Here is a 25,530-nt window from a genome sequence, read left to right as displayed (position 1 = left end):
GGTAATGGTGCCAACTTACTGATTTAGTGTATGATGGTGTTTTTGAGGTGCTCCAGTGGCTTCTGTTTCTATCAGCTGTCCCTCCTGTTCAGCTACTGAAGGCGTGGTGCGTAACGGTAAAAGTACTGCCGGACATCAGCGCTATCTCTGCTCTCACTGCCGTAAAACATGGCAGCTACAGTTCACTTACACCGCTTCTCAACCCGGTACGCATCAGAAAATCATTGATATGGCCATGAATGGCGTCGGATGTCGCGCCAGTGCACGCATTATGGGCGTTGGCCTCAACACGGTTTTACGTCACTTAAAAAACTCAGGCCGCAGTCGGTAACCTCGCGCATACAACCGGGCAGTGATGTGATTGTCTGCGCTGAATTGGACGAACAGTGGGGCTACGTCGGCGCTAAATCACGCCAGCGCTGGTTGTTTTACGCGTATGACAGGATACGGAGGACGGTTGTGGCGCACGTATTCGGTGAACGCACGTTGGCCACGCTGGAGCGTCTTCTGGGCCTGCTGTCGGCCTTTGAGGTCGTGGTATGGATGACGGATGGCTGGCCGCTTTATGAATCACGCCTGAAGGGAGAACTGCACGTTATCAGCAAGCGATATACGCAGCGCATTGAGCGGCATAACCTGAATCTGAGGCAGCGTCTGGCAAGGCTGGGCAGGAAGTCACTGTCGTTCTCAAAATCGGTGGAGCTGCATGACAAAGTCATCGGGCATTATCTGAACATAAAACACTATCAGTAAGTTGGAGTCATTACCACGTTATTGCCCATTACGAATTGTATACAGAAACAATAATGGCTCAAGCGTACTTTTAGAACCTTTTAATTCTCTGATTTTGTTTACGAATGGAATAATGCGCCATGCGTACGAATGGGGTAATGGTGCCAACTTACTGATTTAGTGTATGATGGTGTTTTTGAGGTGCTCCAGTGGCTTCTGTTTCTATCAGCTGTCCCTCCTGTTCAGCTACTGAAGGCGTGGTGCGTAACGGTAAAAGTACTGCCGGACATCAGCGCTATCTCTGCTCTCACTGCCGTAAAACATGGCAGCTACAGTTCACTTACACCGCTTCTCAACCCGGTACGCATCAGAAAATCATTGATATGGCCATGAATGGCGTCGGATGTCGCGCCAGTGCACGCATTATGGGCGTTGGCCTCAACACGGTTTTACGTCACTTAAAAAACTCAGGCCGCAGTCGGTAACCTCGCGCATACAACCGGGCAGTGATGTGATTGTCTGCGCTGAAATGGACGAACAGTGGGGCTACGTCGGCGCTAAATCACGCCAGCGCTGGTTGTTTTACGCGTATGACAGGATACGGAGGACGGTTGTGGCGCACGTATTCGGTGAACGCACGTTGGCCACGCTGGAGCGTCTTCTGGGCCTGCTGTCGGCCTTTGAGGTCGTGGTATGGATGACGGATGGCTGGCCGCTTTATGAATCACGCCTGAAGGGAGAACTGCACGTTATCAGCAAGCGATATACGCAGCGCATTGAGCGGCATAACCTGAATCTGAGGCAGCGTCTGGCAAGGCTGGGCAGGAAGTCACTGTCGTTCTCAAAATCGGTGGAGCTGCATGACAAAGTCATCGGGCATTATCTGAACATAAAACACTATCAGTAAGTTGGAGTCATTACCAGGGCTTTATTGTAGGTGGGCCAGTTGGTGATTTTGAACTTTTGCTTTGCCACGGAACGGTCTGCGTTGTCGGGAAGATACGTGATCTGATCCTTCAACTCAGCAAAAGTTCGATTTATTCAACAAAGCCTAAACAAACTATTAATATGCACAAAACAATGGGTTGGTTCGGCATTTTCATGGCCTTCTTCTCCTTGCATTTAAGCAGGCAAGAGGCTACTCTGAATGTGACTAGCATACAGGGGCCTCGGGTTAATTGAAAAATTACTCGGGGCTTTCTGCTTTTACCACAGTCAAACAGTGTTACCGCTGGCTGGGGCAAAAGCCTCCAGCACCAGCGTTATTATACCACCCTGCCCTGATCAGCCAAACACCCCGCCTACATAAATTACTGATTTTTCATTTATTTGACATGATTCACTTCCGGTTGTCGGCGAAAGTCATTTTATACTAAAGAAAAGGGTAACGGGCAGCTGCGGTAATGACTCCAACTTACTGATAGTGTTTTATGTTCAGATAATGCCCGATGACTTTGTCATGCAGCTCCACCGATTTTGAGAACGACAGTGACTTCCTGCCCAGCCTTGCCAGACGCTGCCTCAGATTCAGGTTATGCCGCTCAATGCGCTGCGTATATCGCTTGCTGATAACGTGCAGTTCTCCCTTCAGGCGTGATTCATAAAGCGGCCAGCCATCCGTCATCCATACCACGACCTCAAAGGCCGACAGCAGGCCCAGAAGACGCTCCAGCGTGGCCAACGTGCGTTCACCGAATACGTGCGCCACAACCGTCCTCCGTATCCTGTCATACGCGTAAAACAACCAGCGCTGGCGTGATTTAGCGCCGACGTAGCCCCACTGTTCGTCCAATTCAGCGCAGACAATCACATCACTGCCCGGTTGTATGCGCGAGGTTACCGACTGCGGCCTGAGTTTTTTAAGTGACGTAAAACCGTGTTGAGGCCAACGCCCATAATGCGTGCACTGGCGCGACATCCGACGCCATTCATGGCCATATCAATGATTTTCTGATGCGTACCGGGTTGAGAAGCGGTGTAAGTGAACTGTAGCTGCCATGTTTTACGGCAGTGAGAGCAGAGATAGCGCTGATGTCCGGCAGTACTTTTACCGTTACGCACCACGCCTTCAGTAGCTGAACAGGAGGGACAGCTGATAGAAACAGAAGCCACTGGAGCACCTCAAAAACACCATCATACACTAAATCAGTAAGTTGGCACCATTACCCAATAACGTAAATAAATTGTCTCCAATTGTTCATTTGTAATAGGGACCACGATAAAAAAAACAGAACCAACGTTAAAGTTGTTTTGAAATAGATTATCTAAATTATCCACTAGGAAAATATTTTGTGTATGATTGCTTAAATGCATACCATAACTTTTGGGATCACTTACCCAATATGAGTTAGCAAACCGCAACCGGGATAAATCATAATCTACTTGCTTAAGGCTTGAAGTAAGTTTTTCATAAATAATTTCCATCTTGCTTACAGGAAAAGGCATGGAGGTTTGTACATTTAAGCATAATTTTAGCTGGTTTATATAAGTTGTCAGTTGGGAAAGATATTCATCTCTAGGCCAATCACGATGCAAACTTTCTATGAAGAAAGGCTCTCCAGACTCAAGAAAGGTAATCAAGCTACCGCGAAAATGCTTATTTATATTAAACTCTTCGACTCGTTTCTCAAGTTTACTACAAAATACGTAAACTGACAGACAAGATCTTCTTTCCTGCATTACCTGTTTGTCATCGAGGTATCTTTCAGTTGCTATATTACGTTCAAATATGGGCAGTGGTTCAATGAAAGCCAGTTCTCCGGCGTTAAAATCAGCGTAACTACGCATCTGTGAGCTCTTTTATAGGGTTAAGTAGGAAGCAAATCTTAAATTGAAAATATTATATCATTTCTAAATTTTTTAATTAGGAAGCGAAGTATTTATTGCGCCAGTTATAGTCGGATTGATCGATGTCGGTGGCGAGGGTTTGTAACATTCGATGGCCATCAGGCAGTTCTGATATAAAACACTGCATCATTTCAATCGTAACATTATCAGAAATATCTATGCGAGTATAATCTTCATCTGCTATATATTTAATTTCAAAATGTTTGAAGAGTCCATTTTGAAATTTCTCGATCAAAACAGAAAGAAGTAATTCTCGGTCATTTTCAACTTCAGCGTGTAAGAAAAAAGTCTTCATGATAACTCCTTTGCATGAAAGTGTAATTTTACTTGTCTAAATGGTTGAAATCAAGTTGATTGGGAGTATCTGCCTTCTTGGGAGGCTGCTCAGAACTGGACCAGAGAGGCCTTTAAAGGGTACGGATTAGGTAAAACAGATAAGGTTGTTTTGGCTGTAAGTCTTCAGGGACCATGGATTTATCATGATGATATTGCTCAGTCTAAGGTGTGGTTCATAAGGTTGAGTAGTATTACTTAAGCTCTGACTAACTTTGATAAAGCAAAGGAATACGCTGATCGTCATGTGATCCAAATTGAGCAATGAATTTTAATTCGGAACAGCTAAAGACAAAGCAGTAGGGTGCAATAATTCAGGACGTCGATACTATAAGAAGAATAGTTGTATGAATGTAGCAATTACCTCAATATGAGGGGGCAATTGTTGATGCTGTACATTCATACAGCATTTAACATAATCTTTGTTATATGTACTTATAAATAAAATACTTAAGGTTTAAAGTTGTATGATCTACGCACTAGGCCATGGCTTGTAATGAGTGAAAAAGGTTCAAGATTTTAGAGAAATGCTCCCAAGATCAACATGGCGGCATAAGTTTTCCAGCTTGACCAATCAATCGTGGAACCAAGCAACAGATAGAATGCCAGGCCTACCAGCCCCAGCTTTACTACTATCCCAATTAATATGGTAAAGATAGACTCATCGCGTTCGCCTTTAAGTAATTTACAACGCGTAATTAGATCGTCTTTTTTCATGTAGAATCCCTTAGAGTTATTAAAGTCCTGCATTAGAAGTTGTTACCTGCCGAAGTTACCTCGTATAAGTTAACTGTGGCTCCAAACATACAAAATATAAGCTGTGCCAATTGAAAGGATTAGAAAAGCACAGTTACTAATAAAATTTACTAATGCTTGTAGCTTCTTTAGTCTCACAATTGCTGGACCGTGTTCAGTAGAGGTACTACTCAGCCCTTTTGTTCTGGCACTCTCTGCTTTTCTGAAAAAATTGTAATGCAATCCTGACCGCAAGCAAAACCATGCCAAACCAGTCGTTATTACGATATTTATGTAGAAAGCATATTGAATCATTTGTTCTGTTTCGAAGCTTTCCATTGAAAACCCTTTGTTGAAATGTTGAATAAAATTATTTTTAGTAAATCTAAGCAATAAATAGAACGAATATTAATAGTGAAAGATGCAATGCCAACATCTGCTTATGATGCCTTATGAGGATTTCTTCCTTCGCATTCATTAAATCGTACATCTCATCAATATTTTTATTGCTGGTATATTCGAGACGTTCATCACGAAGTAATTTGAACTTTACCAATACGACAAGTGATTTAATAATAAAGCTCGTAAGCATAACAGTTATAGACAAAAATAAAAAATAGGCCAAATTCATATATCACTCCATGGAGATTAATAGAAAAATTTATAATAAGTAATCCCATAGAGCATTACTTGAATCTTCTTCCCATACTAAGGACTCACCGAGAAATTTAGTTAAAGATGATTTGGCATACTGTGGTTCGGAAAAAAACGTGGGAACCAGCCGTCAAAGCTTTGGGTACCATTGTGACGATTTTCAGGCGAGACTGATAAGCGGTACCCGTCTCCGTAAGGTGAAATGCTAAATGTGTATCCATCATCTGTCTTTGAGATCAGCGTTTTGCTTGTCATTTGACTGTTTGCTCACAAAGTTACTTTTCTAAGATATCGAAAAGTGTGGATTAGCTCATCATTCAGATAGTCTTTTCATCACAAACTTCCCTGCCCACATTATCACAATTATAAAGGTAATAAAACCGATCTGCTCCCAACCTAAATTGGTTTGCTGTTCGGAATCATCCAAATGAATTGCATAAATGTAACATCCGAAGGTAAGCGTGAGTGGAACAACAAGCATCCCTACCTTTTTAGTAATATTTCCAATAAACCACCAATAAAGAACCCAGGAAATAATAGAAGAATAAAAAATTGCTTCTGAAACTATCATATGTAACCTCTTGAATTAGTCGATACTGTGGGTAAATAAACCCGGACCGTCAAATGATGCAATTGCAAAATATTTAGTAACCATGAATCCTTCGGTTATCTATTTCAGCCATGTATGCAGTAGGCTTTTTTAAGAGATAGATTGGTGAAACGACATTCGTTTTGACTTTATAAGCCAGAATGAAAACACCTGCGGAGCTTGCCATAAGTACCGCAAGAAGAATAGATACCGTTAACTCCTTTGGTGTTTGTATCACCGAAAGAAGAAACAATGCGCTTATGGCTGCAAAAATCCAGCAATATAATGATGCATCCATAAAACCAGCTACAACACTCGATCCAAAAAAAAACCAAAATAAACTTATTAAGATTACTGAGTTTTCATTCATGTCTGTTCCTTGTTATTACTAATTATATTATGCTTTATAGTTGACCGTCAGACTACCCACGGGTTTTGACGAACAAAGTCACGCACTCCATTTATACATGCTTTTGAGATGACTTCAAAATAAGGATGGTTTGATGGAATCATATTCCCGGTATTATCAAGAAGCATAATAGTCCCTAAAGATCGAACCAGTTGATATTCATTGAGCTTACGCTTTAGCAAAGTTTGCAATCTATAAATTGTCTCACCGGAACTGTTACCTTCGATACCTACAACAGAGACCGTACAGTTCACTTCCTGATTATCAGATTGATAATCGAACCAGTAATTTTCGTTGTAATTTCCTTTTTGCGCATGCTCAATTTTGCCAGGCCATTTTACCCATAAAGAAGAGTTGTTTTTAGATCGTAAGATCTGCTTCAGTGTTTCCAATGGATTTTTTTCATCCACCTCAGACCAGGCCGAAATAAATTCTTTCTGCATTGCCTTAGGGTCTATAACGGCAATGAAATCAAATTCCTCTTTATTGATAGAGTTGGCTCGATCTTTGAGATAAAACAGACCGAGTTTATATCCCTTTTCACTTTTCCAGTTTGCTCCCACAGGCTGATAGTCTGTATTTATAAACGGTTTGAAAGTGTGAGTGTCGGGAGAAAAAATTACTGAGGGTGCCAGCACCCGGCCTCGGTATCGTATTGGATTTACAAATATTTTTTCCCCGTCACATAACATTTCAATAATTGCTTTTGTCACAACTACTGAAATAGAAGGTATACATGTATTTTGATTTATTTCCCCGAGGTGCGCCAAACTTCCATCCTCACTCTTCAACACCTTTGTAAGGCAAGTCGGGCAATACTGTTGATCTCTATAATAAACAGGCATGGTTAGACGACCGGAATCGTTTAGTACCAACTGAAGTAACGGATGAGGCTCTTTCATCATGGTTATTTCTTCTCTTTCACCTTTCTGGGCTTTTCGTTTGCCTGTCTCCACTGCCATGGTGGGACAGGGTTGGTGTCTGCCCATAACCCTTTTGCCTCCTTTTGTGCTGCGGATTCATATTTGATATAGCCAGGGACAATGGCGTTATCTTCGAACCGATAAACCCACGCATATCCACTGTCCACCATAGAGGCATTGATATCATATCCATCTAACCAGATGGTACCTAACATACGGCCATAGATATCCGTACCATGGTCTATCACGGTAACGATTTTAGTTGCTATAGCTGTGGTTAAGGCCTGTTTTGCTTTTTGGCCAAAAGCCTGTTTAGATTCAGGAGCGTCTATACCATACATCCGTATTTTGATGGTTGTGTTTTGAGCATCCAACGCAGTTATGGTGTCACCGTCAATAATCTTAACCACCTTTGCCTCAAAAGTTGTTGAGTTCCCCCAGGACGCCACTGGGAATACAACAATCATGATGGGCAAAAGTAACTTTGTTAAAAAAAACATCATTTCACCTGGATTTGTTGAGTACAGACATGTATCCACAAGCCTATTTACAGGCAGTATTTTAACAAGTCATTATTTCATGGGCGGGCTTAAAACCAATCTTTTTGCAACTTAAAGGCAGAATAATCACAATAAATTTAGAACCTGAACCAAAAAATAATCCAAATTAAGCGTGTTAATCTATCTCAAAGATATTATTCCTGAGAGAGTTTGGATGAAACGTTACACTCATGATCTTGAGACAGACCTGAATGATGTGGATAAAACACCATCTCTGATCCACAAAACTTTGTTAACAGCTTCGACTATTTATGACCTGAAATATCTGGCTCAGGTATTAAATGATGAAAATGGCAGTAATTGGTCCCGTGCATCCCTTAAACGTCAGGTTACATGCATACCTGAGCATTGTGATCTGAGTATCGCAGATGGACGCTATCTACAGACTTTAATACCTTCACGACCTGCTGATTATGAGGACAGGCACTTTAGCTTTATCGATCTGTTTGCAGGGATAGGTGGACTGCGAAGCGGATTTGATGCCATCGGTGGTAAATGTCTTTTCACGAGCGAATGGAATACTTATTCCAGCCGTACTTACCGGGCGAACTGGTATTGCGATGAGAACGAGCACCGCTTCAATTCAGACATCCGTGACATCACTCTTAGCAACCGGCCCGAGGTTACTGATGACGAGGCATACAAATTTATCGATGCCTCTATCCCGGATCATGATGTTCTTCTTGCGGGATTTCCATGCCAGCCATTCAGCATCGCCGGTGTCAGTAAAAAGAACTCTATGGGTCGCAAACACGGTTTCGAGTGCGACACTCAGGGTACGCTCTTCTTTGATGTGGCCAGGATCATCCGGGCAAAACAACCTGCAATTTTTGTTCTGGAAAACGTAAAAAATCTGAAGAGTCACGATAAGGGTAATACCTTTAACATCATCATGAAAACGCTCGATGAGCTTGGCTACGACGTCGCAAACAGCGAAAGCACGGGCGCGGATGATCCTAAAGTCATCGATGGCCGTCATTTCCGACCCCAGCACCGTGAACGTATCGTCCTTATTGGTTTTCGCCGCGACCTACGTCTGAAAGACGGTTTTACTCTGAGAGACATTAAAGACTTTTATCCGGACAAGCGCCCTTCTCTCTCAGATTTACTGGATCCGAGCGTAGATAGTAAATACATCCTCTCCCCTAAACTCTGGGAGTACTTATACAACTATGCAAAGAAACATGCGGCAAAAGGCAATGGTTTTGGTTTTGGACTAGTAGATCCTTCCAATGTTAATAGTGTCACCAGAACCCTCTCAAGCCGCTATATGAAAGACGGATCTGAAATTCTTATTGATCGGGGCTGGTCTCATGAGCTGGGAGAAACTGATTTCCATAACACATACAACATGGACCGTCGGCCACGCATGCTAACGCCACGTGAATGCAGCAGGCTAATGGGCTTCGATAAACCCGGGGAAAGTGTTTTCCGTATCCCTGTGTCCAATACACAGGCTTACAGACAGTTTGGGAACTCCGTGGTCGTTGATGTCTTTGCGGCCGTCGCCAAACTGCTGAAGTCACGAATTGAATTTGCAGCCTCCCAGCGCTTGCGGCAGTTTTACGACGAAGTCAGCTGACCTGAGCTCCTTCATCAATTTAAATGCTTAAGATTGTTGTAATAATGTCAGAGGTCAACCATGACGTATTTCGAATCAGCTGAAGGTGAGACGGTATCTAAAGAACGAGCATTACAAGAACTGTCCAGGCATTGCGTTCCCGAAACAGATTTCGAAGAATTCTTTAGCGACATGGGCGTAAAGGAACAGTATGACGCTCAGGAAGTGTTGCTTTGGTTGGGATATTAAACTTCCTGTTTAGGAGACTACTATGAGCCAAAAATTCGCAGTGATGATTGCTTACGACGACGATCCAAACGTCAAAAGGTATTCACCTGACTTTCAAACGCAGGATGAGTTTGCTAAAGGGTGGCAGTCGGCTCTTAAAAAGGCACACCACACCTCAGGTCAAAAATCAGTCATCACCTGCGGATGTCGTGGAAAAGGAGAAAAGCGACTTTATGTTCGTGCTTTACCGAACGGTGATGCCTTTATTCTCGTCAAAGCCGCTAACACGGGCATTGAGCATGATCCTTCCTGTGTATTCTTCTCCCTTGATGCCCGGCATACCGGCCTGAAAGGATATGCGAGTGGTGTGGTCCGGATTACAACCGAAGGTGATATGGCTGTAAGGCTCGGTATCGGTATGACAGAGAAAGATCCTCCTGAAAAATCAGAAGTGCCTCCCCTGCCCCATGTTCAGCGACCAGAAGGAGGTCAGGCCTCAATGACCCTCCTGGGCTTGCTTAGTCTTTTGTGGACAGAGTCTGGTCTGAATGTCTGGTACCCGAAAATGGCAGGGAAACGTAACGATTCACTGGTACGGTATCGTCTGCTTGAAACCGCTAAACAAATTCGTACCGGCAGAGCCTGCATAGGTGACCATTTATTCATTGGTGTACCTGACCCGAAACAACCTGTCGCTCAGTCGCAAATTCAGCGTCTTTCATCACAGGCGATGAGTGATAAACGTCTCATGCTCCTGTCAGTTTTACCTCGCTACGATGCTGAAAAGCATGAGAAGCAACTTAAATTTTTACCCCTGCGGAATTTTGGGGGGCTACCGCTGATTTTTTTCAATTCAGAAGGCCATTGGGATAGCGTAAAGAAACGATTTTCATCGGAGTACGCAGCATGGAAATCCGGGGCGAAAATAGTTGTCTTTGCGTTGACGTCACCAGCTGCGGTAACCGGCAGAGGCCCTTCTGTAAGAGCTCATCAAATTGTGCTGATGCACGTTAGCGAGAACTGGATACCTCTGGACTCCTCCTATGAGGCGGTTGTTGCAGAAAAGCTGGATGCAGAGCACCGGCAGTACGTTAAGCCCATGCGTTATGATGCGAGTATTAGTGAGGTGTTCCCTGACTTCTACCTGCTCGACACAAAAAGCGATAAGCCGTTCCCGATGGAAGTATTTGGTATGGCCACTCCTGCTTATCTGGCCCGAAAGCAACTCAAAAAAGATTATTACAACCGTGAATATGGGCCTTATGGATGGTGGCACTGGGATGCGACCACAGCATCTGAAACTATGGTGCTGCCTCATTTTCCAGAATCACGTAAACCTCTTTCAACTGGCACACCTGCTTAAAATGGAGAAAAAATGTCATACATGCTTTCACTAAGCGAACAGACAAAACTGAACGCTTTCCTGTCAGGGATCCTTGATGATTACAAGACTGGGGTTATCACTCAGATACAAGCTGTTGGTAAAATCGGTAACGTGTTTTCTGCACTGGAAAGTGGAGACTCAAAAAAGGTAGTGCATTTGTTGACTGAAGGACGAAAACTCCTGCGGACGGGCTGAATGTCCGCAGAAGGTCTACTGTGCCAGGGGATGCAGAGAAGTCTATCAACCTGGCTTCATTTTCTACTACGCGGCTGTTTTGACTTTCCAGTACCTCCCCCTGCCATTGCACCAGTCAATGTATCAATGGTGCCTTTCAGGGATTCTGAGATTGTTTTCTCTGCCTCCAGGGTAGCTTCCAGCTTCATTACTTTGGACTGGAGCGTTTTTAATTCACTGCTTTGTTCAGCCACTTCCGCTTCATAGCCCTGGCTGACCAAAGTTACTTTTTTCAGGTCGGCGCTCAGCGACTCGTTTAGTTTATGGAGTTCAGTAAGCTCGGCATTCACCGCCACCAGGTCACCCTCCTTCCCGGACAGTGCACTTTTCAGCTCAGCACAGAGGTTCTGTGCTGCAATCAATTCCTGTTCAAACCTGTCCCTCTCTGCCTTTGTATCTGACACAGTCTGACTTAACTGGTCGCATTGTCTGGAAAGACCGGCATTATCAGAACGCTGAGTGTTGATCTCTTCGTTCAGCTTTTTTTGATATTCAAGGTGACCAGCGATCTCTGTTTTACGTTCAGCCAGTTGCTGGGAGAGTGAGTCATTTGACTGCTGTGCGAGGCTTAATTCATGCCGTGTGCTATCTAACTGGTGATGGCAGGTTTCGAGTTCTGCTTCGGCAACATTCAGCCTTGTTTCTAACTCCTTGACGGTACTGTCCCGGATCTCTAATCGACCCTGTAGCGCCTGATTCTCAAGTTTCAGCTCATCCATATCGGTAGCGCTTTGCTCAAGCCGCTGTAAAAGCTGCGTTACCTCCTCCTCCAGCTGCATGCTACGTGCTTCAGCTTTTTTAACACTATCACTCTGTATTGCGGTATAGCTTCTACGGTAGTGCCAGGTGATGTACGAGATAATATCGCCGAGTGCAACCTTCACCTCATCGGGTATATCCAGGTAACGGGCCTCTTCAGGAACCTCTTTAACATACTTCTGGTACTCAGCGAACATCTCCTGTGACCTTGCAAACGAGCCGCCAACAGCGTTTCTGAGCCAGTGAACTTTGAAGCTCAGATCGATATTTTCCGGGTTAATTTTTTTCTCTTCGCACAGACGTTCGATTGCATTGAAGTAATCGATCATCGCAATAGATGAGTACCTTGAACGACCCATTTCCTTTGATTTTTCTGTGGATTCGCTGCGGATGTCATTCTGCACCTCTGGCGAGGTAGCATCGTTCAGGCTTTTTTCTTTATCGTTTTCGATCATCATTTTTTTCCTGCGGCCGGAAGCTGGTTTGCAAAATATATGCTGATAAGATCGTTCAGAGCATTCAGAAGCGAGATACTGTCGATACAAATATGAACGTTTCCATTCTCAAACAGGCGACACCGCCAGCCATTCTCATCGCAGACCTCGCCTGTGAAATCTGTATTTCTCATGGCCGTCAGCCTGTCGACCATACTCAGCCCACCGCCGGTTGCAGGTGTTGGAGTATCAGAACAGATGCATACAATATTCTCAAAGTCGCGTAAACAAAAGTGATTGTCCTGCGAGAAACCGTTGTACCTCAGTACGTTCACACCAGGAAAAATCCCCCGAAGAACAAGCTTTTTCGGCATTGTATATTGCCGTGCATTGCTTTTAAAACTTCGGTCAAGCTTGTTGAGAACATCAACGAAACCTTCTGCAAGCGTGTCTCGTCTGTTAGCCAGTGCATGCTGTAATGTTCCCTTAACAATCTCCAGGGAAGCGACGGGCGGATCCGTACGTAGGGATTCGTTAAAGGCTTCTTTTTGCTTATGGTTCCAGTACCGGTCCATACCTGTTTCTTCAAAGAGCCTTTTCCACGTTTTACGGTCAATTTCCTTACGCCCCTCCTCGATGGTGCGATCCAGTGACGACGGAAGACCAAATGCGTTGGGCTGCATAATTCTGCTGGTGAAGAGAGAGAGACCGCACAGTTCCGACGCTTCCGAGATTAACCGCATCCCTTCTTCGAATTTCTGCATGGCCATATCCCGGGCGCTGATGAGCTGCCCTGTCCGGCTCGCCGGTACTGGCTCAGAACCCTGGTTTTGAGTCATTTTACACTCCATTTTGGTATGTCAGAACATTTTGATTTGAGCAAAGGTAGGACCTGTGTAGAGACATTAAAGTTGTATCCTTTAACCTGAAAAAGACTTTAAAGTTGTAAAGTTTTAAAAAAACACATACAAAACATGATGCTAAGTGTGTATCACACGCTGTTCCAACATTATGCCTTGATGTTCTTGCAGGAACTGCAATTTACAGGAGGAAAAAGGTGTTTTTGTAGTTATCTGGCGTTACGTGACAGTGTTGGTCAGATACTTCCACCTCTTCAGAGTTAAAGTTTGATATATGGGAAAAAAAACGCTCCCGGACGGGAGCGTAAGCCAGTGACTTCGGCGTCAAATGAGGGTCTAACAAGTGGAGCTGCGGGTTAATTCTGGGTGATCTGACTGCGATGCTTATCAGCCTGCTGCTGGTGAACAACGGAAGACTGACCATTATTCGCCTTCTCATGTACAGCTGCGGCCTTCTCATGCTCGCTCATTTCAGAAAATGACTTTGCTGTTTCGTTGGTAGCTCCGGGTTTAGCTTTCATCATTTTTTTATGCATTTCAGCCATGTCCTGGTGGGCAGCAGAATTGCTGTTTTGCATCATGTCATGGGACATTGCGGCCTGATCGTGACTGCTCATATCCATCATTGTCATGCTGTCTCCCTGAATTGCACTTTTTTCAGCAGATGACTGCATCTGGTGGGCAGGTGCCTGTGCATTATTTACCTGGTCATGCATGTTCATTGTCTCTGCAGCCATGGCAGATGAAGCGGCAGCCATAATGGCAACAAATGATACGAGAATCTTTTTCATGGTTGGGTCTCCGGTGTTTACATACCCAAACAATCAATGGCTTATAACAGAGAAAGCAGTTGATCTCAGGGCGGGTTAATCATCACTCCAGGAACCAGGTGATTGTGTTATCACGCTGCTCCTGATTTATGAATAATTATAAAAAACCGCCTCTGTTTATCGCGTGACTGAATGATGACAATTTTGTCACCTTCCAGGTTTCTCCTGAACAACGGGATTAATCCATTAACAGGCGCACTTTGAACACAATTTCACGCCCCTGCTGTTCTGCTGACAGCTCGCCGCCGTGAGCATTAATGATCGACCTTGTAATTGATAATCCCAGCCCCGCGCCTTCCGTGTTGTAGAACCTTGATGAGTCTGCGCGATAGAACCGGTCAAACAAACGTTCCAGATTAGCGGGAACCTGGCCGGACATCGTATTCGTAATCATCACGTTCACACAGTCACTGTCACGCTCAAGGTGTATCGCTGTACAGGTGTTATCGGGAGAATACTTGATTGCATTGGAAAGCAGGTTACTGAAAGCACGTCGGAGCATATCGCTGTCTCCGGCAACAACGCCCTCTCCTTCAACCGTGATTGTCTTTCCTGTTTCGTCTGCCAGGGGCTCGAACAACTCACGTAATTCATTCAGTTCGGCTGCCAGATCCACATCATGTTTATCCAGCCGCAGCAGACCATGCTCTGAACGTGCCAGAAAAAGCATGTCACTGGTCATTCGTGACAACCTTTTCAGTTCTTCCAGGTTAGCGAATAAAATTTCGCGGTAATGCGAAACATCCCTTTCCTTAGCCAGTGCAAACTGCGTCTGCATCATCAGATTACTGACTGGTGTGCGCAGCTCATGCGCGATGTCAGACGAGAAATCTGACAGTTTCCGGAATGCCCCCTCCAGGCGATCAAACATATTATTGAACTCCTGCATGGTCTCAGAGATTTCCGGCGGAGCCAGATCGGGATTTAGACGCTGATCCAGGCTGTGTACGGTCATGGAGGAAGCCAGACTGGTCATTTCCCGTAGCGGTTTCAGACCAATACGTGTGGTCAGCCAGCCCAGAAAAACAGAAATAAAGACCAGACCGATATTGAACCAGAACAGCCAGGTACTGAGTTTGTCCATAAACAGGGTGTGATACCCAGTATCCGTGGCAACCGTAATGATGACATGTTTGCTTTTACCCTGTTCCGGCGTCACGGCAACCCGCCGCGAGATACTGCGGTACACGGTGTTATTTTCTTCCGTCTGGATCATATAGTCGAGAATATCACCCGACTTATTAAGCAGGATCGCTGGAACAACAGAATTTTTGGCATAGAGTTCAACAATTTTTTCATTTTCCATGTTTTTTATAGAAATGAATAAGCCATTGTGCCCCACCATCGCATCGTTTATTTTTTCTGATAATGACTTAATATCCGTTTTGTTCCTGAACGTCTCTGTTTTAAGAAACTCTTCGGTGAGCTGAAGTTTACCTGTCAGAAAATCGCGGTCCTGATTATCGAAATAGCCATTAAGGGTGCTAATCAGGATAAAACTTGATAACCACCATACCGTAAGCATCACCGCAGAAAAAATCAGGCTCAGGCGTGTGGTCAGGGAAATTTTGAACCTCACTCTTCTCTGATCTCCAGGACATATCCGGCACCGCGAACGGTATGGATCAGTTTTGGCTCAAAGTCATCATCAATTTTACTTCTCAGACGTCTCACGGCGACATCAATCACATTCGTATCACTGTCAAAATTCATGTTCCAGACCAGGGACGAGATAAGACTCCTGGGTAACACTTCTCCGGTGCGTTGCAGCAGCAACTCAAGCAGAACGTATTCTTTACCGGTGAGATGGATCTTCTTCCCCGAACGGATCACGGTCCGGCGCACCATATCAACGGTCATATCGGCGATGGTGCAGACTGTTGCGGCCTGCGAGCGTGCCCGGCGCAGTAGGGTTCTTACACGTGCAACCAGCTCCGTAAAATCAAAGGGCTTAATCAGGTAGTCATCTGCGCCAAGCTCCAGTCCTTTCACTTTGTCCCGCACGTTGTCCTTTGCGGTTAAAAACAGGACCGGTTCTTCGTGCCCGGACTCCCTCAGTGCGCTGATGATTTGCCACCCGTCGAGGAAAGGCAGCATCACGTCCAGTATTATCAAATCATACTGTCCCTTCGACGCGGCCCCGAGACCATCGCGGCCATTATTAAAGAGATCGGCCTGATAGCCTTCCTCAACCAGTCCCTGCTGCAGGTAACGACCTGTTTTTTGTTCGTCTTCAACGATTAAAATACGCTGCATGGTCAACTCGCTGATATGAAAGTAAAAATCTCACGCATGAGCTTTGGCTGTCCCCTAGCTGACCTGAGACGGAGCAAGCATTCCGAGCCACGCTACGGCGCCCAGAATGATAATCGCAACAACGAATTCTGTCAGGATGCTGTTTCGCATCAGGGCAACGCTGCGATCATAATTCCCTTCCCTGACCATAACTTCAAGCCGGGGACCCAGGTGAAACCGGTTTGCTGCAGCCAGAAGAAGCATCAGAACAAACAGAGCCGTCTTGGCAAGCAATATCCTCCCCCAGGAACTGTTGAATAAGGGAGTTAAGTTACCCTCAGCAATATACAGATAGTTGACCAGCGCACTCAGGATCAGGGCTACAACAATCACCGTTCCTGCCGTGGCAAATTTTGCCAGGGAGTCAGATATCACAATGACGCTCTGTGCATTATGCTCGTTTCTGCGCATCAGCAGGATAGCAAATGCAACCAGAGCACCTGTCCAGGCACCTGCAGCGCCGAGATGGGTCAGATCGCTCAGTAAATGGAGATAGTAATGCAGACCGTCATGCATAACGGCGTGTCCTCCCCAGGCAAGTGTAGCCAGCGCCACGCCCCCACTCATCGTCATCAGCAGGCAGGACAATACTCTCTTATTAGTGTAAAGGAACAAAGCACCGAGTGTGGTAAACAGGGCACAGAGCCTGACAATCCAGCTAATACCCACATCAGTTTCTTCTATCACCATCTCGATAACATGGATGGATAATTCTCTGAGGTCAGTTACTCCACTCATGGCATTAGATACCAGGAGCATATTAATGCCAGTAAGAATGATGCCTGTAACAACAGCAAAAGTTATAAACGACCTGAAATTAGTCAGGTTATAGGTTTCATGTCTGACACCGCTTATTCCATATATCTGAAAAAATGGCAATCCAAATATTACCATCAAATCCAGATAAAGAAGAAAACGAATAACAATCATAATCAGGTCGTTCATAATATTACTTCACTGTAAAGGTGTAATTACCGGTAATAGGGTGCGTATCTGAAGAAACCGCGCGCCAGTCAACACGATAAGTGCCAGCGGGTAAAGGCTCTCGCGGAATAATGACCATCGATTTAGGGTCAGCGCCTGGCGCCACTTTTGCCGCGACCGGCATCGGAGAATGTGATGACATGCCTTTCATACCCGTCATCGTTAATTTTGCACCTGAGAATTTCACGGTCAGATTTTCCGAGAAATTAAGCTGAATCTTTTCCGGGGCCGCTACGGCTGAATCAGCCTGTGGCACAGAGCTTTTTAATTCCGGATGGGCCATAGCAGAGAAAGCAACGCCCATAACGAGGCCACCTGTAAGAATGGCTTTATTTAAAATCGACATTTTATTTACCTGTTTAGTTGAGTGTTTTATATCAGTGCGTTAAAACCAGATTCTGGCTCCCGCCAGGAATACTACCTGATGGTCTTTCTCACCTTCTCTTTTCGCCATATCGGATGTTTTCCCGTAAAGTTGATTCCAGGAAACGCCTATATAGGGTGCAAACTCACGGCGTATTTCATAGCGCAGCCGGAGCCCCAGCTCTGTGTCAGTCAGTCCCCTGCCGCGACCCCGCGATTCATCATCCTGACTGTAGAAATTCACCTCATAGGATGGCTGGAGTATGAGCCGGTTAGTCAGTAAAACGTCGTATTCTCCTCCCAGACGAAGGGCTGCTTTTCCGCCATTACTGACAAAACCCGTAATTTCAGACTCAAAATTATAGAGTGCCAGCCCCTGAAAACCGACAGCAGCCCAGGTCCGGGCAGAAGCAGGTCTGAAATCCTGCCTGACACCCGCAACCAAATCCCACCATGGGCCAACCGCATGTCCCCAGAGTAACTGCGCTTCAGCCGCCTCCGTTTCCCCATTGCTTCGTTCACCTTCACTCTTTAGCCAAATCCGATCTGTGTCGCCTCCAATCCAGCTGTTAACACTCCAGCTGAAATTGTTGGTGTTATCCGACCGTTGCCATTCCAGTTGATCCAGCAGAACCAGATAATTAATCGCACTGTCGTGAATCGCATGCCCCTGTAAATTGCCGAATGCAGCCTTCCGGTCGGCATCGGTAACAGGCGGAATTGGCGTTCTGCTCTCAGTTACAATGGGCTCCATTGACGTCATCTCAGTGAAATTCTCATCTGCTGGCATCTGCATGGCAGACATGTCGTGCCCGGCGTGGGGATCTGCAGAGACGGAGCCCGCCGCAATAGAAAGCTGTGAGGTAAACAAACCGGCGACCAGAACAGGTATGGCCTTCAAATTTCTCTTCATTCGCATCATTCCTCCACCCGGACTTCACGAAACATTCCCATTTCCATGTGATAGAGCAAATGGCAGTGATACGCCCAGCGGCCAAGCGCATCTGCTGTCACTCTGTAACTGCGTTTTGTACCAGGGGGAACATCTATTGTGTGTTTACGAACCATGAAATTACCGTTTTCATCTTCCAGATCGCTCCACATACCATGCAGGTGAATGGGGTGAGTCATCATGGTATCGTTGATCAGCGTGATCCTGAGCCGCTCACCGTATTTCAGCAGCACCGGTGCGGCATCTGAAAACTTGATTCCGTTAAATGACCAGGCAAACTTTTCCATGTGGCCGGTTAAATGCAGTTCTATGGTACGGCCAGGTTCACGTCCGTCAGGATCCTCAAAGCGGCTTTTCAAATCCGCGTACGTGAGAACCTTTCTTCCGTTATTTCGAAGACCAATACCCGGATCATTTAATTTCGGAGAGACGCTCATCGCCTGCATATCAACCAGTGGGTTATCCGTTTCTGACGCAGGATGACTTTGCATACCCGGCATTCCGGCCATCCGGGAATGATCCATACCGGCCATGCTGCTGTGATCCATGGGCGCGGAGGATGTCCCGCTATCCGGAAGGTCAGCACCGTCCATAGACATCATCTCTCCGCTGTTATCCATGCCTCCCATCTGGCTGTGGTCCATTCCTGCCATATCATGTCCCATTCCCCCCATACCCATATCTTCCATGGTCAACAGAGGACGGGGATCGAGGGGGGGAACGGCAGCACTTAACCCCTCTCTCGTGGCCAGTGTCCCTCGAGCGTAACCGGTCCTGTCCATGGATTGTGCGAAGATGGTATAGGCCTCACCCTGAGGCTCCACAATGACATCATAGGTTTCGGCAACGGCAATCCTGAATTCGTCAACGGTAACCGGGTTTACATACTGGCCATCTGCAGCCACGACCGTCATTTTCAGCCCGGGGATACGGATATCGAAATAGGTCATTGCCGAGCCGTTGATAAACCGTAAGCGTATCTTTTCACCGGGACGGAACAGTCCGGTCCAGTTTTTCAGCGGGGCCTGCCCGTTCATGAGATAGGTGTAGGTGTAGCCACTGACATCCGCGAGGTCAGTCGGATTCATTTTCATTTCAGCCCACATTTTCCGATCGGCAATGGTGGCTGACAGCCCCCTGGTATTCACGTCGCGGAAAAAAGAGCCAACGGTTGGTTTATTGAAATTGTAGTAATCCGACTGTTTTTTTAATTTTTTCAGCAGGCTGTGAGGATTTTCATCGGTCCAGTCAGACAACATGACCACATGCTCACGATCGTAAGTAAACGGTTCTGGCTCCCCGGCATCGATGATAATGGCACCGTATACCCCCTCCTGTTCCTGCAGACCGGAATGGCTGTGGTACCAGTAAGTCCCGTTCTGCTTAACCTTAAAGGTGTAAACGTAGGTATCATCAGGCTCTATGCCCATAAAACTCAGCCCCGGAACACCATCCATATTGGCCGGAAGAATAATGCCGTGCCAGTGAATGGACGTCTGTTCATTAAGACGGTTTTTGACCTTCAGGGTAATGGTGTCACCTTCTTTCCAGCGAAGAACGGGCCCCGGCAGGCCTCCATTGATTGTTTTGGCCTGACGCTCACTGCCCGTGATATTGACGGCCGTTTCACCAATGGTCAGGTCAAACTGAGTACCCTGCAGGGATGCGGCAACTGGCAGGCTCAGACTGGAACGCGCATTGAAACTCCATACGCCAAGACTTCCGGCTACGCCAGAGAGGGTTAACCCCTTCAGGAAAGTTCGTCGAGACGTTTTCAACAGCATGCGCATTCCCTTATTTAAAGTATGGTTACTGACAGAATTCGAGAACCGATTTAAATTAAATTACTGGTTCATCCACTTACAATGAAATGAATCTAGCACACCTTAAGAAACAAATTCATTACAATCGTGTAATGTACATAGCTGTATTACATTTACGTCATCTTCCCCACAGGTTGATTATTTTTATATATGATCATAAGGACATCTTTTATGTACCTCAGAAGGTAATTACACATGAATATATTAATCACGACCACTGCGTTTACAGCTTTATTTTGTGGGGCAGCTTTTGCTCAGTCCAGTGATATTGCCCATGAAGCACATCGATTTGTTAATAATGCCTCAGCCGTCAGTCATGTGAATTCCTCGACGCATGAAAACTTACCGGACAGGGTTAATAAAAACAACACGCCCTCATTCTCTGAAATGAATGAACATGAAAGGGCCATTGTTGCTCATTCATTTATGAACAACAGCGCGTCCTATGCGCATCAGAAAATGATTGAGGAACATAAAAAAATGCTGTCCGGCAGTGATGCAAATTCAAAGACCTCGTCTTCTTCTTTTAACGAACTGAATGCCGGAGAAAAAGCCGCTCTCGTGCATGAGCAGGTCAATAATGCCGGTGCGGAAGCACATCAGACGCAGGCAAGAAAGCTTCGCGGGCTGTATTCGACCAGGTAACTGCAGGCGGGTTAGTGCTTAGCGTCAGGTGCGCAGCAGGGCTTTACTGACGGGTTACGTAGCAGGACATGAGCCCCATATTGCTCTGCCGTAACCTGTTTCAGTCCCGTTAATCATCACCGTCGGGCTGGTCATACAGTTCCCAGAGCTTCAGGAGCAAACGGGAAACAAGATATGTTACAAAAATGACGACCATCAACGGTGCTCCCGATTAACTGACAGATGACACGCCTCCTGAAAACCCCTAGCATACGCCGCAGTGTTCATGCTAACGGCGAATTCCAGTAAATGTATTCTACCGATGTCGTAAAAGAAAATGCCTACCTTTCAGCCACCCGCTCGGGGCTGGAATCGAACGAGATCGCTACTCTTCAGCGCTCCTTGCCTTCCCGGTTTAATCTGCGGCATTTGAAAAAAAATGAATCATTAAAACTCGTACTGCAAAAGAAAGCGGGAAAATCACGTGTCGTGGCCTATAAATTTACGTCCGGTTCATTTAATTACACGGCGTATCGTATATCAGATAAAAAGTTCTATAACCTTTCCGATACTTCCGGGAAAGGCAGTCTCGATTATCCGTTACCGGCCACAGCAAGACTCAGTTCGCCTTTCAATCCTGCAAGACTTAACCCGGTATCGGGAAAAGTGAGTCCCCATAATGGCATTGATTATTCCATGCCCATGAACACGAAAATAGTCAGCGTCATCGACGGAAAAATCACCCGGGCCGAATACAACAGTACCATGGGATATTTTGTTGAAGTAACGGGAAAAGCCGGTGTTAAAACTCGCTATCTCCACCTCAATAAAATACTCGTTACTAAAGGGGCCAGGGTTACACGGGGAGGTGCTATTGCGTTATCCGGTAACAGCGGACGTTCATCCGGTCCTCATCTGCATTACGAGCTGGTCATCAATAACAACCCTGTTAACTCTCTGGCGTTCCGGGCAGCGGCACCCGCTGATAACAAACTCGAACAGCATGCCTTTGCGCATGCCAGAGACTACGAACGATACCTGGACTGATAACGGGACCGCGACGCGGCCCCGTCTGCCGGATTAATTTTTTTTATCGTTTTCACTTCCGTGATGTTGATGATCTCCATGCCCTCCGTGGCCGTGGAAAAGATGCATTAGCGGGCAGACCAGCAATAACAGATATGGCCAGTAACCTGCCACATGTGACCAGTGTTCGCGCAGGAGGGCAAATGCCGCGATCGCGGCGACAGCAATAAGCGCATAGGTGGTACTTTTCATACTGGACTCCTTCTGTTCGTAACTGACCCTTCACTCAGTGTTATTTCCCGAGCCTGACACTTTTCAGACGCAACGCATTCACAATGACGCTGACGGAGGAAAGAGCCATGGCCGCCGCCGCAATAACTGGCGACAGCAGTATTCCATACACAGGATAAAGCAGACCTGCAGCCACAGGCACGCCAAGTGCGTTGTAGATAAATGCAAAAAACAGATTCTGACGGATATTTTTCATGGTGATCTCTGACAGATGACGGGCCCTGTTCAGTATCATCAAGTCGCCTTTGAGAAGGGTGACTCCGGCACTTTCAATTGCCACATCTGTACCCGTTCCCATGGCTATACCCACGTCAGCCGCTGCCAGCGCCGGGGCATCATTCACACCGTCTCCGGCCATCGCAACCACATGGCCAGACTCTTTCAGTCGGGTTATCACTGCTTTTTTGCCATCCGGCAGAATTCCGGCTTCAACCTCATCTATTCCCAGTTTCCGTGCGACTGCTTCAGCAGTAAGCTGGTTATCCCCGGTGAGCATAACGATGCGGATCCCCGCCTGACGCAAAGCTTTAAGCGCATCCGGCGTGGTTGTTTTCACGGGATCCGAGATAGCTATCAGGCCTGCAAGGTCCCCGTCTGTGGCCACATAGATAACGGTAGCGCCTTCCATCCGCAACGTATCCGCAACGGCCTTTTGATTATCAATAACTATACTGTTTTCCTGCATAGCCAGTTCATTACCAATAACAACCCGTTGACCTTCGACATCGCCTGAGACACCTTTACCCGACGGTGCATCGAAATGAGTGACTGCGGGTATTGCGATCCCCTTTTCCTGTGCTGCTTTAACTACTGCCATACCCAGCGGATGCTGCGAGCCTTTTTCCACTGCGGCTGTTACACGCAAAAGAGATGTTTCCCCACCCGGATTGAGACTGATAATCCCTGTCACCGTAGGCGAACCTTCCGTGAGCGTGCCTGTTTTGTCGACAACCAGCGTGTCCACTTTTTCAAGACGCTCAAGGGCTTCGGCATTCCTGATTAACACCCCGGCCTGGGCTCCTTTGCCCACCCCCACCATTATCGACATCGGCGTGGCCAGCCCCAGCGCGCAGGGACAGGCAATAATCAGGACCGACACAGCCGCAATGAGACCGTGCGCCATCCTGGGCTCGGGCCCCCAGACAGACCAGATCACGAAAGCAACAACCGCGATAAGTATCACCAGAGGAACAAACCAGCCTGAAACGCTGTCAGCCATTCTCTGGATGGGGGCACGCGAACGCTGTGCATCAGCGACCATCTGAACAATTCGTGAGAGCATTGTTTCATCACCGACTTTCTCTGCACGGATGATGAGACTCCCTGTCTGATTAATGGTCCCCCCGATGACAGGGTCACCCTCCGTTTTGGTAACCGGCATAGATTCCCCGGTCACCATCGATTCATCAACGGTTGTTTTGCCTTCGATCACGATACCGTCGACCGGAATACTCTCTCCAGGTCTGATGCGGAGCTTATCGCCAGGCAGGACATCTTCCGCATTAATATCCGTTTCATGACCGTCATGATCCAGCCGTCTGGCGGTTTTGGGGGCAAGGTTCAGAAGCGCAGTAATGGCGCCTGAGGTTTGTTCCCGTGCCCGCAGCTCAAGAACCTGTCCCAGCAGAACAAGCACCGTAATAACTGCTGCGGCTTCAAAATAAACGGCCACCAGGCCATCCATGTTTCTGAACGATGCAGGAAACCAGGAGGGGAAGACGGTTGCAATGACGCTGTAAACCCAGGCTACGCCGGTCCCCATTGCAACAAGGGTAAACATATTCAGGGAGCGGTTACGTAACGACATTCCGGCCCGGGCGAAGAATGGCCAGCCACACCACAACACGACAGGGGAGGCCAGAAGCAGCTGCAGCCATGTGTTGTACTGTGGCGGTACTGTATTCCTCAACTCGGGAAACAGATGAGATCCCATTTCGAGTACCAGAACCGGAAACGCCAGCAACAACCCCAGCCAGAAGCGTCTTGTCATGTCGTGAAGTTCATCACTCGGCCCCGTGGATGCCGTAGCTACGAGCGGCTCCAGTGCCATTCCACAGACAGGACAGCTTCCGGGACCACTGCGGCGTATCTCCGGGTGCATCGGACATGTCCACACACCTTCAGAATTCTCTTTTTCCGCCTGGTGGTGAGGCTGTTTTATCTGATCAGGGCTGACTTCGTGATGATCGTGGTGATGGTGATGGGAATGTTCACTGGCATCTTCGGTAAGATAACGATCGGGATGGGCTTTAAATTTACTCTCACAGCTGGCGGAGCAGAAATAAAGTTGATGGTCCTGGTATCGAATGCTGCTGTGCGCCCTGTCGGGCAGGATGGCCATCCCGCACACGGGATCTCTCACCTTATGCAATACGTGGCCCTCGTCCGGGGATAATGTCTGCTCAGAAGCAGTCTGGTTGTTGTGTTGCACTGCATTGTCATTTTTCACAGTAACTCTCCTTATGCATACCGAAGCATCTTCTGTCTTCAGGGTATGTCATGGATGCGATTACCACGAATATCGCCGGCACAGGAGTGCCTGCTACCGGCGTCCCGTTATCAGCCGTTCCGCTGACTATTCGATTCGCTGGAAGACTTTTTTACTTCCATCCGGTGAGAATGCGATAACATCGTAAGCCTCTTTTCGGGCTCCCATCTCCATTCCAGGACTTCCTGCTGGCATACCGGGGGTGGCGAGACCGTATATACCTGAACCAGACTGCATTGCCTTATGTATCGTTGTCGCAGGCACATGGCCTTCAATGATCAAATTACCGGCAACCGCGGTATGACAACTTCGCAGTCCTGCAGGAATAGCATGCTTTTCTTTCAGGGCTGACAGCGCCTGATCATTCATGACGTGAGTTCGTACTTCAAACCCGTCTTTTTCCATCGCCTTGCCCCACAGGGAACAACAGCCACAGTTTTCAGATTTGTACATATCAATCACTTTTTCACTCGCCATCGCGGGCAGTGAAAGGCCGAGAGCCAGCGCCATCAGAACCACTTTTTTCATACTCACCTCTGTATATTATCGATTTAAACCCTGACGTCAGGGTGAATCAGTAAAGAAGGACACCCACAGGGGGTGCCCTTTCAG

At 46.7% G+C, this 25,530-nt stretch carries 28 protein-coding genes and 1 pseudogene; 8 read left to right on the top strand and 21 right to left on the bottom strand.

From position 1 onward, the window contains the following. Positions 1-55 precede the first annotated feature (55 nt). Positions 56-753, top strand: a protein-coding gene (locus MX657_RS23650; protein ID WP_346808593.1) for an IS1 family transposase whose coding sequence is annotated in 2 segments (ribosomal slippage) — positions 56-305 and positions 305-753 — 699 coding nt in all. Because the reading frame shifts where the segments join, the coding sequence is not laid out codon by codon here. 188 nt (positions 754-941) lie between these two features. Continuing rightward, positions 942-1,639, top strand: a protein-coding gene (locus MX657_RS23645; protein ID WP_258004114.1) for an IS1 family transposase whose coding sequence is annotated in 2 segments (ribosomal slippage) — positions 942-1,191 and positions 1,191-1,639 — 699 coding nt in all. Because the reading frame shifts where the segments join, the coding sequence is not laid out codon by codon here. Positions 1,640-1,650: 11 nt separating this feature from the next. Here the strand turns inward: MX657_RS23645 and MX657_RS23640 are convergent. The 9 genes and pseudogenes from MX657_RS23640 to MX657_RS23600 form a co-directional block, all read right to left on the bottom strand. Beyond that, a pseudogene (locus tag MX657_RS23640) lies at positions 1,651-1,752 on the bottom strand (IS5/IS1182 family transposase); the annotation flags it as partial. A 394-nt stretch (positions 1,753-2,146) separates the two neighbouring features. Then, a protein-coding gene (locus MX657_RS23635) for an IS1 family transposase (RefSeq protein WP_346808593.1) occupies positions 2,147-2,844 on the bottom strand; the annotation gives its coding sequence in 2 pieces (ribosomal slippage) (positions 2,147-2,595 and positions 2,595-2,844; 699 coding nt in all). 33 nt (positions 2,845-2,877) lie between these two features. Further along, the gene (locus MX657_RS23630; RefSeq protein ID WP_346808592.1) at positions 2,878-3,519 is read right to left on the bottom strand and encodes a hypothetical protein; all 642 of its coding nucleotides are present in this window, start codon (positions 3,517-3,519) and stop codon (positions 2,878-2,880) included. 76 nt (positions 3,520-3,595) lie between these two features. After that, the gene (locus MX657_RS23625; protein ID WP_102752358.1) at positions 3,596-3,874 is read right to left on the bottom strand and encodes a hypothetical protein; all 279 of its coding nucleotides are present in this window, start codon (positions 3,872-3,874) and stop codon (positions 3,596-3,598) included. Positions 3,875-4,431: 557 nt separating this feature from the next. Continuing rightward, entirely contained in the window at positions 4,432-4,629 is a 198-nt protein-coding gene (locus tag MX657_RS23620) for a hypothetical protein (RefSeq protein WP_000710701.1), read from the bottom strand. A 985-nt stretch (positions 4,630-5,614) separates the two neighbouring features. After that, complete coding sequence (locus MX657_RS23615) at positions 5,615-5,872, bottom strand: hypothetical protein (RefSeq protein WP_020833785.1); 258 nt, start codon at positions 5,870-5,872, stop codon at positions 5,615-5,617. A 73-nt stretch (positions 5,873-5,945) separates the two neighbouring features. Continuing rightward, a complete protein-coding gene (locus MX657_RS23610) occupies positions 5,946-6,260 on the bottom strand; it encodes a hypothetical protein (RefSeq protein WP_001005009.1) in 315 nt (104 codons plus the stop codon). A 47-nt stretch (positions 6,261-6,307) separates the two neighbouring features. Next, positions 6,308-7,204, bottom strand: a complete 897-nt coding sequence (locus tag MX657_RS23605) for a hypothetical protein (protein WP_100165703.1) — start codon at positions 7,202-7,204, stop codon at positions 6,308-6,310. Between the two features lie 2 nt (positions 7,205-7,206). Then, complete coding sequence (locus MX657_RS23600) at positions 7,207-7,722, bottom strand: thermonuclease family protein (RefSeq protein ID WP_102752354.1); 516 nt, start codon at positions 7,720-7,722, stop codon at positions 7,207-7,209. A gap of 214 nt (positions 7,723-7,936) precedes the next feature. Between MX657_RS23600 and MX657_RS23595 the strand changes: the two genes are divergently transcribed. Genes MX657_RS23595 through MX657_RS23580 form a run of 4 tightly spaced genes read left to right on the top strand, consistent with a single transcriptional unit; the run spans position 7,937 to position 11,150 of the window. After that, a complete protein-coding gene (locus tag MX657_RS23595; RefSeq protein ID WP_000833380.1) occupies positions 7,937-9,364 on the top strand; it encodes a DNA cytosine methyltransferase in 1,428 nt (475 codons plus the stop codon). Positions 9,365-9,424: 60 nt separating this feature from the next. Further along, positions 9,425-9,592: a hypothetical protein gene (locus tag MX657_RS23590; RefSeq protein WP_000220758.1), complete on the top strand. Its 168-nt coding sequence runs from the start codon at positions 9,425-9,427 to the stop codon at positions 9,590-9,592. A gap of 22 nt (positions 9,593-9,614) precedes the next feature. Beyond that, positions 9,615-10,934, top strand: a complete 1,320-nt coding sequence (locus MX657_RS23585; protein ID WP_020833787.1) for a DUF1173 family protein — start codon at positions 9,615-9,617, stop codon at positions 10,932-10,934. A gap of 12 nt (positions 10,935-10,946) precedes the next feature. Next, positions 10,947-11,150 carry a hypothetical protein gene (locus MX657_RS23580; RefSeq protein WP_000121164.1) on the top strand — a complete coding sequence of 68 codons (204 nt, stop codon included), beginning with the start codon at positions 10,947-10,949 and terminating at the stop codon, positions 11,148-11,150. A 56-nt stretch (positions 11,151-11,206) separates the two neighbouring features. Here MX657_RS23580 and MX657_RS23575 read toward each other — a convergent pair whose 3' ends face one another. The 9 genes from MX657_RS23575 to pcoA form a co-directional block, all read right to left on the bottom strand. Beyond that, the gene (locus MX657_RS23575; RefSeq protein WP_100165704.1) at positions 11,207-12,406 is read right to left on the bottom strand and encodes an ATP/GTP-binding protein; all 1,200 of its coding nucleotides are present in this window, start codon (positions 12,404-12,406) and stop codon (positions 11,207-11,209) included. Further along, on the bottom strand, positions 12,403-13,221 hold the full coding sequence (locus tag MX657_RS23570) for a DUF4942 domain-containing protein (RefSeq protein WP_000193208.1): 819 nt from the start codon (positions 13,219-13,221) through the stop codon (positions 12,403-12,405). Before MX657_RS23570 ends, MX657_RS23575 begins: the two co-directional genes overlap by 4 nt. Positions 13,222-13,598: 377 nt before the next feature. Next, positions 13,599-14,033, bottom strand: coding sequence for a copper resistance system metallochaperone PcoE (gene pcoE, locus MX657_RS23565; RefSeq protein WP_000723069.1), 435 nt, complete (start codon positions 14,031-14,033; stop codon positions 13,599-13,601). 217 nt (positions 14,034-14,250) lie between these two features. After that, positions 14,251-15,651 carry a copper resistance membrane spanning protein PcoS gene (pcoS, locus tag MX657_RS23560; protein ID WP_346808591.1) on the bottom strand — a complete coding sequence of 467 codons (1,401 nt, stop codon included), beginning with the start codon at positions 15,649-15,651 and terminating at the stop codon, positions 14,251-14,253. Continuing rightward, positions 15,648-16,328, bottom strand: coding sequence for a copper response regulator transcription factor PcoR (gene pcoR, locus MX657_RS23555; RefSeq protein ID WP_001188930.1), 681 nt, complete (start codon positions 16,326-16,328; stop codon positions 15,648-15,650). Before pcoR ends, pcoS begins: the two co-directional genes overlap by 4 nt. A 54-nt stretch (positions 16,329-16,382) precedes the next feature. Beyond that, a complete protein-coding gene (gene pcoD, locus MX657_RS23550; protein WP_229692861.1) occupies positions 16,383-17,261 on the bottom strand; it encodes a copper resistance inner membrane protein PcoD in 879 nt (292 codons plus the stop codon). Between the two features lie 55 nt (positions 17,262-17,316). Further along, positions 17,317-17,697 carry a copper resistance system metallochaperone PcoC gene (gene pcoC, locus MX657_RS23545; RefSeq protein WP_000025662.1) on the bottom strand — a complete coding sequence of 127 codons (381 nt, stop codon included), beginning with the start codon at positions 17,695-17,697 and terminating at the stop codon, positions 17,317-17,319. Between the two features lie 39 nt (positions 17,698-17,736). Next, entirely contained in the window at positions 17,737-18,627 is an 891-nt protein-coding gene (gene pcoB / locus MX657_RS23540) for a copper resistance outer membrane transporter PcoB (RefSeq protein ID WP_001378118.1), read from the bottom strand. 5 nt (positions 18,628-18,632) lie between these two features. Next, positions 18,633-20,450 (bottom strand): multicopper oxidase PcoA, encoded by a 1,818-nt coding sequence (gene pcoA, locus MX657_RS23535; protein WP_000925240.1) that lies wholly within the window; start codon positions 20,448-20,450, stop codon positions 18,633-18,635. Positions 20,451-20,684: 234 nt separating this feature from the next. Here pcoA and MX657_RS23530 point away from each other — a divergent pair, with 234 nt between their 5' ends. Then, positions 20,685-21,134, top strand: a complete 450-nt coding sequence (locus MX657_RS23530; protein ID WP_001023257.1) for a copper resistance protein — start codon at positions 20,685-20,687, stop codon at positions 21,132-21,134. A gap of 288 nt (positions 21,135-21,422) precedes the next feature. Beyond that, on the top strand, positions 21,423-22,160 hold the full coding sequence (locus MX657_RS23525; RefSeq protein ID WP_000287501.1) for a peptidoglycan DD-metalloendopeptidase family protein: 738 nt from the start codon (positions 21,423-21,425) through the stop codon (positions 22,158-22,160). Between the two features lie 33 nt (positions 22,161-22,193). Here the strand turns inward: MX657_RS23525 and MX657_RS23520 are convergent, their stop codons facing one another. The 3 genes from MX657_RS23520 to MX657_RS23510 form a co-directional block, all read right to left on the bottom strand. After that, complete coding sequence (locus tag MX657_RS23520; RefSeq protein WP_000843494.1) at positions 22,194-22,391, bottom strand: DUF2933 domain-containing protein; 198 nt, start codon at positions 22,389-22,391, stop codon at positions 22,194-22,196. A 40-nt stretch (positions 22,392-22,431) separates the two neighbouring features. Continuing rightward, a complete protein-coding gene (gene silP / locus MX657_RS23515; protein WP_001353604.1) occupies positions 22,432-24,879 on the bottom strand; it encodes an Ag(+)-translocating P-type ATPase SilP in 2,448 nt (815 codons plus the stop codon). A gap of 126 nt (positions 24,880-25,005) precedes the next feature. Next, complete coding sequence (locus tag MX657_RS23510) at positions 25,006-25,446, bottom strand: DUF411 domain-containing protein (RefSeq protein WP_000758228.1); 441 nt, start codon at positions 25,444-25,446, stop codon at positions 25,006-25,008. Between the last annotated feature and the right edge of the window lie 84 nt (positions 25,447-25,530).

Source organism: Enterobacter chuandaensis, from assembly GCF_039718975.1.
GTDB lineage: Bacteria > Pseudomonadota > Gammaproteobacteria > Enterobacterales > Enterobacteriaceae > Enterobacter > Enterobacter chuandaensis.
The sequence above is the reverse complement of the archived record's forward strand: the minus strand, read 5'-3'. Positions and strand labels throughout refer to the sequence as shown.